Genomic DNA, 13,332 nt, shown 5'->3' with positions numbered 1-13,332 from the left:
GGCGATCGAAACGAAAAATAATGCTGCGTCGCCGAAAATCCAGCCCATGCGGCTGGATTTTTCGTTTGTGGCCCGCACCGTCGTGTCTTCGACAATCCGCAAGTCGACAGTCCGCTCCGGGACGAAGGGGATTCCCCCGCCGCCTGCTTGCGCTATCATGGGCGGCCAACAGAGCCAACCAAGCGGGAAGAAACTCCACCATGAAACGGCGTGCGTTCCTCACCAGCGCCGGCGTCGGCCTTGCCGCCGGCACCGTCGCAGCCCCGGCCATCGCCCAGAGCCAGCCCGAGATCAAGTGGCGCCTGGCGTCGAGCTATCCCAAGAGCCTCGACACCATCTATGGCGCCGCCGAGTTCATCACCAAGCGCGTGTCCGACGCCACCGACGGCAAGTTCCAGATCCGCCCCTTCGCCGCGGGTGAGCTGGTGCCGGCGCTGCAGGTGCTGGACGCGGTGCAGAACGGGACGGTCGAGTGCGGCCAGTCGGCGGCCTATTTCTATGTCGGCAAGGACCCGACCTTCTGCTTCGACACGGCGATGCCCTTCGGCCTGAACACCCGCCAGCACATCGCCTGGATGATGCATGGCGGCGGGCTGGAGCTGATGCGCGAGGTGTTTAAGGATTACAACATCCTGCACATCCCGGCCGGCAACACCGGCGCCCAGATGGGCGGCTGGTTCCGCAAGGAGATCAAGAGCCTTGAGGATCTGAAGGGCCTGAAGATGCGCATCGGCGGGCTGGTCGGCCAGATCCTGACGCCTTTCGGGCTGGTGCCGCAGCAGCTCGGCGGCGGCGACATCTACCCGGCGCTGGAGCGCGGCACCATCGACGCGGCGGAGTTCGTCGGCCCCTACGACGACGAGAAGCTGGGCTTCTACAAGGTCGCCAAGAACTACTATTACCCCGGCTGGTGGGAGGGTTCGGCCCAGATCCCGCTGATGTTCAACATCCAGGCGTGGGAATCGCTGCCCGCCTCCTACCGCACCATCCTGGAACAGGCCTGTTGGGAGGCCAACAGCTGGATGATCGCGAAGTACGACACCGTGAACGCCAAGGCCCTGAAGCGGCTGGTGGGCGGCGGTGCGGTGCTGCGCGCCTTCCCGCGCGACATGATGCAGGCGTGCGAGACGGCGGCGTTCGAGTTCTACGACAAGCTCGCCGCCGGCAACCCGCGCTTCAAGAAGGTCTACGACGCCTGGAAGCCCTTCCTGGACGAGGAGCGGCTGTGGTTCCGCGTGGCCGAGAACGGCTTCGACAGCTTCGTCTACAGCCAGTCGGCCCAGCGTCGCTGAGCCTGTGGGGGTGGGTCGCCCGACAGCGATTCGCCCCCGCAAATCCGTGGCGCCGGACGCCTGCGTCGGTATGTCCATCCGTGATAACGATCATCGGCCTTCTCAATCGCACGCGGATGGAGCACACTGCCGATCGAAGCGTGGGCACGGCGTTCGCAGTTGCACAAAAAAACGGCAAACTGTTGAATTGATCACGACATAGTCATTCCTCTTGTCTATTTTCTTAAACGCATGCTACCGTCAGGACCAGAAAGACGGACCGGGCCGGGGCTGACCTCCCCAGGATCGGGTCCCCTCGGACGGGAGCGGACGGATGGACGGCGGGATGATCGCAACGACAGAAACCCTGGTGCGGTTCACCGGGGTGCAGAAATCCTACGATGGCGAGCATCTCGTGGTGAAAAGCCTCGATCTCGACATCCGCAAGGGCGAATTCCTGACGCTGCTCGGCCCGTCGGGCTCGGGCAAGACCACCACGTTGATGATGCTGGCCGGGTTCGAGGTGCCGACGCAGGGCGAGATCTTCCTCGCCGACCGGCCGATCAAGAACATGCCGCCGCACAAGCGCGACATCGGCATGGTCTTCCAGAACTACGCCCTGTTCCCCCACCTGACGATCGAGGAAAACGTCGCCTTCCCGCTGTCGGTGCGCGGCGTTTCCAAGGCGGAGATCAAGGAACGGGTGGCCGCCGCGCTGGACATGATCAAGCTCGGCAACCTCGCCAACCGCCGCCCCGGCCAGCTGTCCGGCGGCCAGCAGCAGCGTGTCGCGCTGGCGCGGGCGCTGGTGTTCAACCCCGCCCTGGTGCTGATGGACGAGCCGCTGGGCGCGCTCGACAAGCGCCTGCGCGAGCACATGCAATTGGAGATCAAGCGCCTGCACGAGACGATGGGCCTGACCGTCGTCTACGTCACCCACGACCAGGGGGAGGCGCTGACGATGTCCGACCGCATCGCGGTCTTCAACGACGGCATCGTCCAGCAGATCGACCGCCCCGACGCGCTGTATGAGCGCCCGGTGAACAGCTTCGTCGCCAACTTCATCGGCGAGAGCAACGTCCTGAGCGGGGTCGTTGAAAATATCGAACAGGGCTGGGTCCGCGTCGCGCTCGATACCGGCGGGACGGTGACGGCGCTGGCGGTCAACATCGGCGGCCCCGGCAGCCGCACCTCGCTGTCGGTGCGGCCGGAGCGGGTGGCGATCGAGACCGGCGATTCGGGCGACACCACCATGAACCGCCTGCCGGCCACCCTGACCGACCTGATCTATCTCGGCGACCACACGCTGGCGGTGCTGCACACCCCCGGCAATCCGGAATTCATGGTCAAGCTGCCGGCCGGCGCCTATGCCGGGCTGGTTCCGGGCCAGGACGTCTATATCGCCTTCCGCCCGGACGACTGCCGGGCGCTCGATCCGGTCTGAGAGCGTGGTTTCTCAGGCCAGGTGCCTCCCACCAACGAACAACCACGGATAAAAGGACGGGGATCATGTCGAAGTTTAGGATGGCTCTCGGTTTCGTCGCGACCTTCACCGCCATCACGGCCCTGGCCTCGGCCGCCAGCGCCCGCGACCTGACCGTCGTGTCGTGGGGCGGCGCCTATCAGGACGTGCAGAAGAAGGTCTATTTCGAGCCGTTCAAGGCCGCCGGCACGCCGATGAACGATGAATCCTGGGACGGCGGCGTCGGCGTCCTGCGCGCCAAGGTCCAGGGCGGCGCGTCCACCTGGGACGTTGTCCAGGTCGAGAGCGACGAGCTGGCGCTGGGCTGCGACGAAGGCCTGTACGAGCAGATCAACTATTCGAAGATCGGCGGCGAGGATGCCTACCTGCCGGCGACGGTGAACCCCTGCGGCGTCGGCGCGATCGTCTATGACTTCGTGCTCGGCTACGACAAGGACAAGATGGCGAACCCGCCGAAGAGCTGGGCCGACTTCTTCGACACCAAGAAGTTCCCGGGCAAGCGCGGCCTGCGCCAGGGCGCCAAGACCACGCTGGAAATCGCGCTGATGGCCGACGGCGTCGCCCCGGCCGACGTCTACAAGGTCCTGGCGACCGAGGCCGGCATCGACCGCGCCTTCAAGAAGCTCGACACCATCAAGAACGACATCGTCTGGTGGAAGGCCGGCGCCCAGCCGCCGCAGCTGCTCGCGTCCGGTGAAGTGGCGATGACCTCGGTCTACAACGGCCGCATCGACGCCGCGAACAAGAACGAGAAGAAGAACTTCGGCATGGTGTGGAACGGCGCGCTGTTCACCATCGACAGCTGGGTCATCCTGAAGGGCAGCCCGAACGTCGAGGCCGCGCACAAGTTCCTCGACTTCGTCGGCAAGCCGGAGAACCAGGCCAAGCTGTCGCAGGGCATCGCCTACGGCACGTCGAACAAGAAGGCCCCGTCGCTGGTCCCCCCGGCGATCCTGGCCGACCTGCCGACCGCCCCGGCCAACATGAAGAACGCGATCGAGATCAACGTGAACTTCTGGCTGGAAAACATCGACCGCCTGACCGAGCGCTTCAACAAGTGGGCGGCGAAGTAAGCGTGTGAGCGGTATTTCCCTCTCCCGTCCCGGGAGAGGGAGGGACCCGCCGCAGAGCGGTGGGAAGGGTGAGGGGCAGCTCAAAAATCCTGAACCGCATGGTTCCTTGGATCACCCCTCACCCGGCGCCTTCGGCGCTCTTCCGACCCAGCGCCTTCGGCGCTCTTCCGACCATCGGTCGGACGGTTACACGCCTCTCCCGGGCCGGGAGAGGGAAGCGACTTTTCGACAGGACGAACCCGATGACAGCCGCATTCGTTGCCGGCGCCGACGTGCCGTTGAAGCGTCGATTGAAACGGTCCGAGCGGGCCCGGCAGCTCCGTGCGCTGGGTCTGGTGATGCCGCTGCTGGCCTTCCTGCTGTTCACCTTCGTCATTCCGCTGGCCGGGATGATCTGGAAGTCGGTGGACGATTGGGAGGTGCCGCAGGTGCTGCCCCACACCGTGGCGGCGTTGGAGCACTGGAACGGCCAGGGACTGCCTGACGAGGCGGCCTACGCCGCGCTGGCCGCCGACATGCGCGCGGCGCGCGACGCCGGGACGCTGCCGGTGGCGGCCAAGCGGCTGAACTACGTCGTGAACGGCTTCCGCACCACGCTGCTGTCGACCGCCCGCAAGCTGAAGGAGCAGCCGGCCCCCGGCACCGCCAAGGAGACGCTGATCGGCCTCACCCCGGCCTGGGGCGAGCGCGAGAGCTGGACGGCGATCAAGAGCGCCAGCGGTCCGGTCACCAGCTATTACCTGCTGGCGGCGGTCGACCTGACGCGGAACGCCGACGGCGCCATCGTCTCGGCGCCGGAGGACCAGGCGATCTACCGCGACGTCTTCATCCGCACCTTCACGATCGGCATCGGCGTCACCGTGCTGTGCCTCGTGCTGGGCTTCCCGGTGGCCTACCTGCTGGCCAACCTGCCGACCGGCCGGTCGAACCTGCTGATGATCTTCGTGCTGCTGCCCTTCTGGACCTCGCTTCTGGTGCGCACCTGCGCCTGGATCGTGATTTTGCAGAGCGAGGGCATCGTCAACGGCTCGCTGCAATGGCTGGGCGTGATCGACGAGCCGCTGCGGCTGATCTACAACCGGTTCGGCGTCTACATGGCGATGACCCATGTGCTGCTGCCCTTCATGATCCTGCCGCTCTACAGCGTCATGCGGTCGATCTCGCCGGCCTACATGCGGGCCGCCGCCTCGCTGGGCGCGCCGCCGACCACCGCCTTCTGGCGCATCTACCTGCCGCAGACCATCCCCGGCATCGGCGCCGGCTGCCTGCTCGTCTTCATCCTGGCCATCGGCTACTACATCACGCCGGCCCTGGTCGGCGGCGCGGCGGACCAGATGATCTCGGCCTTCATCGCCTTCTACACCACGGAAACGGTCAACTGGGGCCTGGCCTCGGCGCTGGGGGCGGTGCTGCTGCTCTCCACGCTGGTGCTGGCGACGGTCTACGGCAAGCTGGCGCTCGGTCGCCAGACGACGGGAGGATTGAAGAATTGAGCGCCGCCCACTCCCCCCGCACCGCCAGCCAGCGGATCGCCTGGATCACGACGATCGTCTCGGCCACGCTGGTGTTCATCTTCCTGATGGCGCCGATCCTGGCGATCGTGCCGCTGTCCTTCAGCTCCAGCACCTATCTGACCTACCCGCTGCCCGGCTTCTCGCTGCGCTGGTACATCGATTTCCTCAGCTCGGCCCGTTGGATGTCGTCGCTGAAGAACAGCGTCATCATCGGCGTCTCGTCGGCCTGCCTGTCGATGGTGCTGGGCACCATCGCCTCGCTGGGGCTGGCGCAGTGGAAGAGCAAGTGGAAGCCGCTGGTGCTGGCGCTGGTGCTGTCGCCGATGGTGGTCCCGGTGGTCATCACCGCGGTTGGCGTCTATTTCTTCTTCGCGCCCCTGGGTCTGACCGGCAACTATCTCGGTCTGATCCTGGTGCACACCGCGCTGGCCACGCCCTTCGTCGTCATCACGGTGTCGGCGACCCTGCAGGGCTTCGACATGACGCTGGCGCGCGCCGCCGCCTCGCTGGGGGCGCCGCCGCTGCTGACCTTCCGCAAAGTCATCCTGCCGCTGATCCTGCCCGGTCTGGCGTCGGGCGCTCTGTTCGCCTTCGCCACCAGCTTCGACGAGGTGGTGACGGTGCTGTTCCTCGCCGGGCCGGAGCAGCGCACCCTGCCGCGCGAGATGTTCAGCGGCATCCGCGAAAACATCAGCCCGACCATCACCGCGGTGGCGGTGGTGCTGACGGTGATCTCGGTCTGCCTGCTGTCGACGCTGGAATTCCTGCGCCGGCGGAACGAGCGGCTGAAAGGGAACGTGGAGTAGGGGAGTGGCCGGGGGAGGGGGCTTATGCCCCTCCCTTCCGCGGCGACGGGCGCTTACAGATAGGGCGGCGTGCAGGCGCTGATCAGTTCGCAGTCCTCGTCGCCGATGTTGCGGAAGCGATGGGGGATGCGGCTGTCGAACAGGTAGGCGTCGCCGGGGCCGAGGATTTGCTTGCGGTCGCCGACCGTCAGTTCGATCCGGCCCTTGACGACGATGCCGCCCTCTTCGGACTCGTGCTGGAGCATGGTGCGGCCGGTGTCGGCGCCGGGAGCGTAACGTTCGTGCAGGATCTGGAGGTTGCGGCCGCGCAGGTCGCCGACCTGCCGGAAGGAGACCTGACCGACGGTGCCCTTCAGTTCGCCGGCCAGCTCGATCAACTCGCCGTCCTGGAAGAAGATCTGCTCGGGCGGCGGCAGGTCGTCGGAGGAGAAGAATTCGGCAAGGCTCATCGGGATGCCTTGCAGCACCTTGCGCAGCGACGACACCGACGGGCTGCTGCGGTTCTGCTCGATCAGCGAGATCGTGCCGTTGGTGACACCGGCCCGCTGGGCCAGCGCCCGCTGCGACAGGCCGTGCTGCTCGCGGATCTGCTTCAACCGCGCGCCGACATCGAATTCCATCACCGATACCCCCTCCCGTTCCGGTCTAGGCAATAGCCCATCTGCGCAACCCCGTCATCAGAATATGAACAGTTAAACAGGGGTTGTTTAATTTATTAAACATGGTAGGCTCCTGTCCATGGTCCAGGCCCCCGCGCCGGAAGCCGCCCCGGAACGTTCCGTTCCGCCGGGCCTTTCAGCCGGGCGCGGCCTCCCAGACCCAACCTTTCCATTCCAGGGCGGATCGAACATGCTGTCGCTGAACGACCAGGGCCTTCTTCGAACCAAGGGCTACGTGAACGGTGCGTGGCGCGCGGCCGATTCCGGGAAGAGCTTCCCGGTCACCAACCCCGCCACCGGCGCGGTCATCGCCGAGGTCGCCGACATGGGCGCCGCCGAGACGCGCGAGGCGATCGACGCCGCCAACGCCGCGCTGCCCGGCTGGAAGGCCAAGACCGCCAAGGAGCGCGCGGCCATCCTGCGCCGCTGGTACGAGCTGATCCTCGCCGCGCAGGAGGATCTGGCCCAGCTGATGACCGCCGAGCAGGGCAAGCCGCTGGCCGAGGCCCGCGGCGAGGTGGTCTACGGCGCCTCCTTCATCGAGTGGTTCGCGGAAGAGGGCAAGCGCGCCTACGGCGACGTCGTCCCGACCTTCGCCGCCAACAAGCGCATCGTCGTGCTGAAGGAGGCGATCGGCGTCGTCGCGGCGATCACGCCGTGGAACTTCCCGAACGCGATGATCACCCGCAAATGCGCCCCGGCGCTGGCCGCCGGCTGCACCGTGGTGGTCAAGCCGGCCGAGGACACCCCCCTGTCCGCCCTGGCGCTGGCCGAACTGGCGGAGCGCGCCGGCATGCCGGCCGGCGTCTTCAACATCGTGATGGGCAGCGAGCCGGCGGCCATCGGCAACGAGCTGACCCACAGCCCGATCGTCCGCAAGGTCAGCTTCACCGGCTCGACCGAGGTCGGCAAGCTGCTGATGCGGCAGGCCGCCAGCACGGTCAAGAAGGTGTCGCTGGAGCTGGGCGGCAACGCCCCGTTCATCGTCTTCGACGACGCCGACCTGGACGAGGCGGTCAAGGGCGCCATGGCGTCGAAGTACCGCAACGCCGGCCAGACCTGCGTCTGTGCCAACCGGCTGCTGGTGCAGTCCAGCGTCTACGACGCCTTCACCGCCAAGCTGGCCGAGGCTGTCAAGCAGCTGAAGGTCGGCAACGGTGTCGAGGCCGGCGTGACCCAGGGTCCGCTGATCAACGCCGACGCCATCGCCAAGGTCGAGGAGCTGATGGGCGACGCGCTGGAGAAGGGCGCCAAGGTCGCGCTGGGCGGCAAGCGCCACGCGCTGGGCGGCACCTTCTTCGAGCCGACGATCCTGACCGGCATCACCCCCGAGATGCGTCTGGCCCGCGAGGAGATCTTCGGCCCGGTCGCCCCGCTCTTCCGCTTCGAGACGGAAGAGGAGGCGATCCGCATGGCCAACGACACCGAGTTCGGCCTGGCCGCCTATTTCTACAGCCGCGACATCGGCCGCGTCTGGCGTGTGGCGGAGCAACTGGAATACGGCATCGTCGGCATCAACGAGGGCATCATCTCGACCGAGGTGGCCCCGTTCGGCGGCGTCAAGGAGTCCGGCATCGGCCGCGAAGGCTCCAAGTACGGCCTCGACGATTTCATGGAAGTCAAATACCTCTGCGTCGGCCTCGGCGCCTGACGTCCGCTTGCTTCAAGGAAGACCAGCAATGAGCAACCAGTCGTTCGCCACCCGCCGCGAGGCCGCCGTTTCCCGTGGCATTTCCGCCGGCCTGCCGATCTACGTCGATCGCGCCGAAAACGCCGAGATCTGGGACATCGAGGGCAAGCGCTACATCGATTTCGCCGGCGGCATCGCCGTGCTGAACACCGGCCACCGTCACCCGAAGGTGATGGAGGCGGTCAAGGCCCAGCTCGACCGCTTCACCCACACCTGCGCCATGGTCACGCCCTACGACAGCTTCGTCGAGCTGGCGGAAAAGCTGAACAGCCTGGTCCCCGGCCCGACCCCGAAGAAGACCGCCTTCTTCACCACCGGCGCTGAAGCGGTGGAAAACGCGGTGAAGGTCGCCCGTGCCGCCACCGGCCGGCCGGCGGTCATCGCCTTCTCCGGCGGCTTCCACGGCCGCACCCTGCTGACCATGGGCCTGACCGGCAAGGTCGTGCCCTACAAGGTCGGCTTCGGTCCCTTCCCGGCCGACATCTACCATGTGCCGTTCCCCAACGCCTACCGCGGCATCACCGAGGCGGAAAGCCTGAAGGCGCTGGACACCCTGTTCAAGTCCGACGTCGATCCGGCCCGCGTCGCCGCGCTCATCATCGAGCCGGTGCAGGGTGAAGGCGGCTTCAACATCGCCTCGCCCGCCTTCCTGCAGGCGCTGCGCGCGCTGTGCGACAAGCACGGCATCGTCATGATCGTCGACGAGATCCAGACCGGCTTCGCCCGCACCGGCAAGATGTTCGCCGTCGAGCATGCCGGGATCGAGCCGGACCTCGTCACCATGGCGAAGAGCCTGGCCGGCGGCTTCCCGCTGTCGGCGCTGACCGGCAAGGCCCATCTGATGGACGCTCCGGTCCCGGGCGGCCTCGGCGGCACCTACGCCGGCAGCCCGCTGGCGACCACCGCCGCGCTGGCCGTCATCAAGGTCATCGAGGACGAGAAGCTGGTCGAGCGCAGCCAGGAGCTGGGCGAGCGCATCGCCGGCCGCTTCCGCACCATGGGCCAGCGCAACAGCCTGTCGGTGGTGGGCGACGTCCGCAACCTGGGCGCCATGGTGGCGATGGAACTGGTCACCGACCGCGAGACCAAGGAGCCGGCAGCCGACCTGACCAAGGCGCTGGTCGCCAAGGCGGCGGAAAAGGGCCTGATCCTGCTGTCCTGCGGCACCTACGCCAACGTCATCCGCGTCCTGGTCCCGCTGACCGCGTCGGATGCCCTGGTCGACGAAGGCCTGGACATCATCGAGCGTTCCCTGGAAGAACTGGTGTCGGCGTGAACTGATCCCTCTCCCGCCCGGCTTCCCTCTCCCCCCTGGGGAGAGGGAAGGGGCCCAAGCGAAGCTTGGGAAGGGTGAGGGGGAAGCATGGCGAGGATTTTCAAGCAACGCGGAGTGCCGGCATCATCACCGGCGCTCCGCAATGCTTCCCCCTCACCCTGCCCCTCTCCCCAGGGGGAGAGGGGACTTAAGGGCGGGAGAGGGCTATAAAAAACCAATCGGGAGGAACAGTCTTGGCCGGACCCTTGTCGCACATCCGGGTGCTGGAGCTGTCGCGCGTGCTGGCCGGGCCGTGGTCGGCGCAGACGCTGGCCGATCTCGGCGCCGACGTGATCAAGGTGGAACGGCCGGGGGCCGGCGACGATACCCGCGCCTGGGGTCCGCCCTGGGCCGGCGACCAGTCGGCCTATTTCCTGTCGACCAACCGCGGCAAGCGCTCCATCACCATCGACTTCGAGCGCCCGGAAGGGCAGGAGCTGGTGCGCAAGCTGGCCGCCCAGGCCGACGTCGTCATCGAGAATTTCAAGGTCGGCGGGCTGGTCAAATACGGGCTGGACTATGACAGCCTGAAGGCGGTCAACCCGCGGCTGGTCTATTGCTCGATCACCGGCTTCGGGCAGACCGGGCCGTACCGCAACCGCGCCGGCTACGACTTCATGATCCAGGGCATGGGCGGGCTGATGAGCGTCACCGGCCAGCCCGACGGCGAACCGGGCGGCGGTCCGGTCAAGGTCGGCGTCGCGGTGACCGACATCTTCACCGGCCTCTACGCCACCATCGGCATCATGGGCGCGCTGGCCCACCGCGACCGCACCGGCGAGGGGCAGCAGGTCGACGTGGCGCTGCTCGACGTCCAGGTGGCGGTCCTCGCCAACCAGGCGATGAACTGCCTGGTCGGCGGCACGGCGCCGCAGCGGCTCGGCAACGCCCACCCCAACATCGTGCCCTATCAGGCCTTCGCCACCCGCGACGGCTACATCATCCTGGCGGTCGGCAACGACGGCCAGTTCGCCAAGTTCTGCACCGTCGCCGGCCGGCCGGATCTGGCGAAGGACGAACGCTACGCCACCAATCCCGCCCGCGTCGCCAATCGCAAGGAGCTGGTGCCGCTGCTGGAGGAGCTGATCCGCACCCGCGACAGCCACGACTGGCTGAGCGCGCTGGAGGCGGTCGGCGTGCCCTGCGGCCCGATCAACGACCTGACGGCGGTGTTCGCCGATCCCCAGGTCCAGGCCCGCAACATCCGTCAGGATCTGCCGCACCCGACCCAGGGCAGCGTGCCGACGGTGGCGAGCCCGATCCGCTATTCCGGCACCCCGCTGGTGCATGACACCGCCCCGCCGACGCTGGGCCAGCACACCGACGCCGTCCTGGCCGACGGGCTGGGGCTGAGCGCGGCCGACATCTCGGCGCTGCGGGACAGGGGTGTGATCTGAGGGCGTGATGCCGGGGCGGCGTTTCCGCTAGGGTGCCGTCCCCGTCACCACCGACCCTCGAACCTCCGGGCGACCTCATGACCGCCGCACCCGCGACCGACACCCGCCTCGGCATCCTGATGATGCTGGGCGGGATGACGCTTTTCACGCTGAACGACGCGCTCGGCAAATGGCTGGTGGCCGACCACCCGGTCGCCATGCTGGTGGCGGTGCGCAGCCTGTTCGGGCTGGCGGTGTTGGCACCGCTGATCCTGCGCGAGGGCGTGGCCACGGTCTTCGCCGTCCGCCGGCTGCCGCTGCACATCCTGCGCGTCGTGATGATGACGGTGGACGTCGCCTGCTTCTACTGGGCGGTCGGCTATCTGCCGCTGGCCGACGTCATGACCATCTACATGTCGGCGCCGCTGATCGTCACCGCGCTGTCGGTGCTGATCCTGCGCGAGAGCGTCGGCTGGCGGCGCTGGGCGGCGGTGCTGGTCGGCTTCGTCGGCGTCGTCATCGTGCTGAACCCGACCGGCCGGTTCGACCCGTTGCCGTCGCTGGTCGCCCTACTCGGCGCCGTCATCTTTTCCAGCAGCGTGATCTCCACCCGGATGCTGCGCCAGTCCGGCAGCCTGACGCTGGTCGGCAACCAGATGGTCGGCGGCCTGCTGATCGGCGGGGCGGCGCTGCCCTGGTCCTGGTCGCTGCCGGGCTGGCTCGACTTCTTCCTGCTCGGCCTGCTGGGCGTCACCGCGCTGATCGGCCACGCGATGATGAACCGCTCGCTGCAGCTCAGCCCGGCCGCGGTGGTGGTGCCGTTCCAGTATGTCTCGATCCTGTGGGCGGTGGCGCTCGACCTGCTGGTCTGGGGCACGGCGCCGAACCTGCGGATCGGCATCGGTGCGGCGCTGATCATCGGCAGCGGCCTGTTCATCGTCTACCGCGAGCAGCGGCTGAAGCGCGGCGTCGCGGCGGCGGGCGCGGCGGAGGTGCCGTAAAGGCTACGTCTTCTTCCGAGCGCCCTCCCGCGCCCGGGACGCGCTCTCGCGTTCCAGCCGTTCGCGCAGGAAGGCGAGCACCGCGGCCTCTTCGGCGTCCAGGCCGGCCAGATCGTCGCGCAGCTCGGCCTCGACCTCGCGTTTCATCGCGTCCAGCAGGCTGCCCTCCAGATAGGCGTCGAGCAGCTCGGGGTGGATGTAGCTCTTGCGGCAGACGCTGGGGGTGTTGCCCAGCCGGGTCGCCACCTGCTCGATGGCGCGGGTGACGTTGCGCTTGGCGGCGGTGGCGCTGTCGAAGGCTTCGAACTCGGTCAAGGCCATCGCCGCCAGCACGGTGCCGGCCCAGGTGCGGAAGTCCTTGGCGGTGAAGTCGGCGCCGGTGGCGTCGCGCAGATAGGCGTTGACGTCGCCGGAGGTCACGGCGTGCCGCTGGCCGTCGGGGTCGAGATACTGGAACAGCTCGTCGCCCGGCACGTCACGGCAGGCGCGGACGACGCGGGCCAGCCGGCGGTCGCGCAGCGCCACGTTCCATTCCTTGCCCGACTTGCCCTTGAAGGCGAAGCGGACCTCCGACCCATCGATCTCGGTGTGGCCGTCACGCAGCGTGGTCAGGCCGTAGCTGTGGTTCTCGCGGGCATAGCTTTCGTTGCCGACGCGGATCAGCGTGGTTTCCAGCAGCCGGACCACCGCGGCCAGCACCTTCTCGCGCGGCAGGCCGCGCCGGCCCAGATCGGCGTCCACCCGCTCGCGCAGCCCCGGCAGGGCGCGGCAGAACTCCAGCATGCGGCCGAACTTGGTGCCCTCGCGCAGTTCGGTCCAGCGCCGGTGGTAGCGGTACTGCTTGCGCCCGCGGGCGTCGCGGCCGGTCGCCTGCAGGTGGCCGTCGGGGTCGGGGCAGATCCAGACATCGCGGTAGGCCGGCGGGATCGCCAGCTTGCGGATGCGGGCGAGCGTGTCCTCCTCCGTCACCGTCCGGCCGTCCGGCCAGAGGTAGCGGAAGCCCTTGCCGGCCCGTCGTCGCCGGATGCCGGGCGTCTCGTCGGAGCTGTAGGCGAGGCCGGCGCAGGCGGCGTCCTGTTCGGGCGACGGTGTGTCCGCGCCGGTGCCGCTGTCGGGAGAGGGGAGGGCGTTGTCCATGCCGGCA

Annotated in this window: 11 protein-coding genes; 9 read left to right on the top strand and 2 right to left on the bottom strand. The window is 67.8% G+C overall.

Annotated elements, in window-relative coordinates; translation table 11 throughout:
• Positions 1–200 precede the first annotated feature (200 nt).
• The 5 genes from TSO352_RS07960 to TSO352_RS07940 all read left to right on the top strand — a co-directional run bounded on the left by TSO352_RS07960 (position 201) and on the right by TSO352_RS07940 (position 6,147).
• A complete protein-coding gene (locus TSO352_RS07960; protein WP_109106817.1) occupies positions 201–1,292 on the top strand; it encodes a TRAP transporter substrate-binding protein in 1,092 nt (363 codons plus the stop codon).
• Positions 1,293–1,605: 313 nt separating this feature from the next.
• Entirely contained in the window at positions 1,606–2,715 is a 1,110-nt protein-coding gene (locus TSO352_RS07955; protein WP_109106816.1) for an ABC transporter ATP-binding protein, read from the top strand.
• Positions 2,716–2,780: 65 nt separating this feature from the next.
• The gene (locus tag TSO352_RS07950) at positions 2,781–3,827 is read left to right on the top strand and encodes an ABC transporter substrate-binding protein (protein ID WP_109106815.1); all 1,047 of its coding nucleotides are present in this window, start codon (positions 2,781–2,783) and stop codon (positions 3,825–3,827) included.
• 242 nt (positions 3,828–4,069) lie between these two features.
• Positions 4,070–5,320 carry an ABC transporter permease gene (locus TSO352_RS07945; protein WP_109106814.1) on the top strand — a complete coding sequence of 417 codons (1,251 nt, stop codon included), beginning with the start codon at positions 4,070–4,072 and terminating at the stop codon, positions 5,318–5,320.
• On the top strand, positions 5,317–6,147 hold the full coding sequence (locus TSO352_RS07940) for an ABC transporter permease (protein ID WP_199231535.1): 831 nt from the start codon (positions 5,317–5,319) through the stop codon (positions 6,145–6,147). The genes TSO352_RS07945 and TSO352_RS07940 overlap by 4 nt, the downstream gene beginning before the upstream one ends.
• Before the next feature lie 53 nt (positions 6,148–6,200).
• On the opposite strand, the gene TSO352_RS07935 is transcribed toward TSO352_RS07940, so the two are convergent.
• Positions 6,201–6,767 carry a cupin domain-containing protein gene (locus tag TSO352_RS07935; RefSeq protein ID WP_109106813.1) on the bottom strand — a complete coding sequence of 189 codons (567 nt, stop codon included), beginning with the start codon at positions 6,765–6,767 and terminating at the stop codon, positions 6,201–6,203.
• Between the two features lie 229 nt (positions 6,768–6,996).
• Between TSO352_RS07935 and TSO352_RS07930 the strand changes: the two genes are divergently transcribed.
• The 4 genes from TSO352_RS07930 to TSO352_RS07915 all read left to right on the top strand — a co-directional run bounded on the left by TSO352_RS07930 (position 6,997) and on the right by TSO352_RS07915 (position 12,188).
• The gene (locus TSO352_RS07930) at positions 6,997–8,457 is read left to right on the top strand and encodes an NAD-dependent succinate-semialdehyde dehydrogenase (RefSeq protein WP_199231534.1); all 1,461 of its coding nucleotides are present in this window, start codon (positions 6,997–6,999) and stop codon (positions 8,455–8,457) included.
• A gap of 28 nt (positions 8,458–8,485) precedes the next feature.
• The gene (gabT, locus tag TSO352_RS07925) at positions 8,486–9,772 is read left to right on the top strand and encodes a 4-aminobutyrate--2-oxoglutarate transaminase (protein WP_109106812.1); all 1,287 of its coding nucleotides are present in this window, start codon (positions 8,486–8,488) and stop codon (positions 9,770–9,772) included.
• A 233-nt stretch (positions 9,773–10,005) separates the two neighbouring features.
• Positions 10,006–11,208: a CaiB/BaiF CoA-transferase family protein gene (locus tag TSO352_RS07920; RefSeq protein ID WP_109106811.1), complete on the top strand. Its 1,203-nt coding sequence runs from the start codon at positions 10,006–10,008 to the stop codon at positions 11,206–11,208.
• 77 nt (positions 11,209–11,285) lie between these two features.
• A complete protein-coding gene (locus tag TSO352_RS07915; protein ID WP_109106810.1) occupies positions 11,286–12,188 on the top strand; it encodes a DMT family transporter in 903 nt (300 codons plus the stop codon).
• 3 nt (positions 12,189–12,191) lie between these two features.
• Here TSO352_RS07915 and TSO352_RS07910 read toward each other — a convergent pair whose 3' ends face one another.
• The gene (locus TSO352_RS07910; RefSeq protein ID WP_109106809.1) at positions 12,192–13,325 is read right to left on the bottom strand and encodes a DNA topoisomerase IB; all 1,134 of its coding nucleotides are present in this window, start codon (positions 13,323–13,325) and stop codon (positions 12,192–12,194) included.
• Positions 13,326–13,332 lie beyond the last annotated feature (7 nt).

This window comes from Azospirillum sp. TSO35-2 (assembly GCF_003116095.1).
Lineage (GTDB): Bacteria > Pseudomonadota > Alphaproteobacteria > Azospirillales > Azospirillaceae > Azospirillum.
Note: the sequence above shows the minus strand (reverse complement) of the source record. Positions and strands in the feature narration are given on the sequence as shown.

Bases quoted from the DNA above. Each gene is read 5' to 3' on its own strand.
- TSO352_RS07945 (WP_109106814.1), top strand. From the start codon at position 4,070: ATGACAGCCGCATTCGTTGCCGGCGCCGACGTGCCGTTGAAGCGTCGA.
- TSO352_RS07955 (WP_109106816.1), top strand. From the start codon at position 1,606: ATGGACGGCGGGATGATCGCAACGACAGAAACCCTGGTGCGGTTCACC.
- TSO352_RS07950 (WP_109106815.1), top strand. From the start codon at position 2,781: ATGTCGAAGTTTAGGATGGCTCTCGGTTTCGTCGCGACCTTCACCGCC.
- gabT (WP_109106812.1), top strand. From the start codon at position 8,486: ATGAGCAACCAGTCGTTCGCCACCCGCCGCGAGGCCGCCGTTTCCCGT.
- TSO352_RS07960 (WP_109106817.1), top strand. From the start codon at position 201: ATGAAACGGCGTGCGTTCCTCACCAGCGCCGGCGTCGGCCTTGCCGCC.
- TSO352_RS07935 (WP_109106813.1), bottom strand. From the start codon at position 6,767: ATGGAATTCGATGTCGGCGCGCGGTTGAAGCAGATCCGCGAGCAGCAC.
- TSO352_RS07930 (WP_199231534.1), top strand. From the start codon at position 6,997: ATGCTGTCGCTGAACGACCAGGGCCTTCTTCGAACCAAGGGCTACGTG.
- TSO352_RS07910 (WP_109106809.1), bottom strand. From the start codon at position 13,325: ATGGACAACGCCCTCCCCTCTCCCGACAGCGGCACCGGCGCGGACACA.
- TSO352_RS07915 (WP_109106810.1), top strand. From the start codon at position 11,286: ATGACCGCCGCACCCGCGACCGACACCCGCCTCGGCATCCTGATGATG.